Annotated in this window: 1 protein-coding gene; it reads left to right on the top strand. The window is 44.4% G+C overall.

Going from position 1 to position 1,034, the window contains the following annotated elements; genetic code table 11:
• Nucleotides 1-945: ISNCY family transposase (locus DW904_RS22530; RefSeq protein ID WP_118584336.1), on the top strand; the 945-nt coding region annotated here is incomplete at its 5' end.
• Between the last annotated feature and the right edge of the window lie 89 nt (nt 946-1,034).

The following is a 1,034-nucleotide window of genomic DNA, read 5'->3' as shown; positions in this document are numbered from 1 at the left end:
AATCTTGTTGCTCTTGAGGACGCCCATTCCCGCCGTCCCAGAGCCGCTTATTTCGGTGAACTGCAGCAAATGGACGCAACTCCCTACGAATGGATCCCCGCTCAGATATGGCATCTGCATCTGGCTATAGATGATGCTACAGGAAGGATTACCGGCGGTTGGTTTGATACCCAGGAAACTCTGAATGGCTATTACCACGTTTTCCATCAGATTCTCACAACTTACGGTATCCCCTACAAGTTCTTTACAGACCGCCGTACTGTTTTCACCTATAAAAAGAAAAATTCCCCATCTATCGATGAGGATACCTATACACAGTTTGCCTATGCCTGTAAACAGCTTGGGGTTGAACTGGGATCAAGCAGTGTGCCTCAGGCAAAAGGACGTGTAGAACGCCTGAACCAGACGCTACAGTCGCGCCTGCCAGTCGAGTTGAGACTTGCAGGCATAACGACCATAGACGCTGCCAATGAATTCCTAAACTCCTACATAAAGGAATTCAATGAGAAGTTTGCCCTTCCCCTTCATGGTATCAAGTCTGTGTTCGAAGTGCAACCCAAAATTGAAAAAATCAACCTGATTCTTGCAGTTTTATGCGAAAGAACGGTAGATACCGGACACTGTTTAAGGCATTCCAATAAATACTACCGTATGATTGACAGCAGAGGCAATCAGGTCCACTACCGAAAAGGAACAAAGGTAATGTTTATTCAGGCTTTTGATGGCAGTCAATACTGCTGTGTAAATGACAAAGACATCTATGCACTGGAAGAAATACCCGAGCACGAAACAAAATCAAAAGACTTAGATATAGACTATACTCCGCCAAAACCAAAGAAGCCCCGCATTCCACCAATGAACCACCCCTGGCGTCGTCAACAGTTTGGAAAATTTGTCAAACAGCAAGAACACCACCAGAATGATCAAGATACAAAAATTGCCTGAGGAATGAAGCACATCAATATAACAAGCCCCAGCAAAAAGCCGGGGCTAATACTTCAATTATTTTAGGACATTTTCAAAAACGCTTGACA

The organism is Ruminococcus sp. AM42-11, from assembly GCF_003480145.1.
In the GTDB taxonomy this organism is placed as follows: Bacteria; Bacillota; Clostridia; order Lachnospirales; family Lachnospiraceae; genus Blautia_A; species Blautia_A faecis.
The sequence above is the reverse complement of the archived record's forward strand: the minus strand, read 5'-3'. Positions and strand labels throughout refer to the sequence as shown.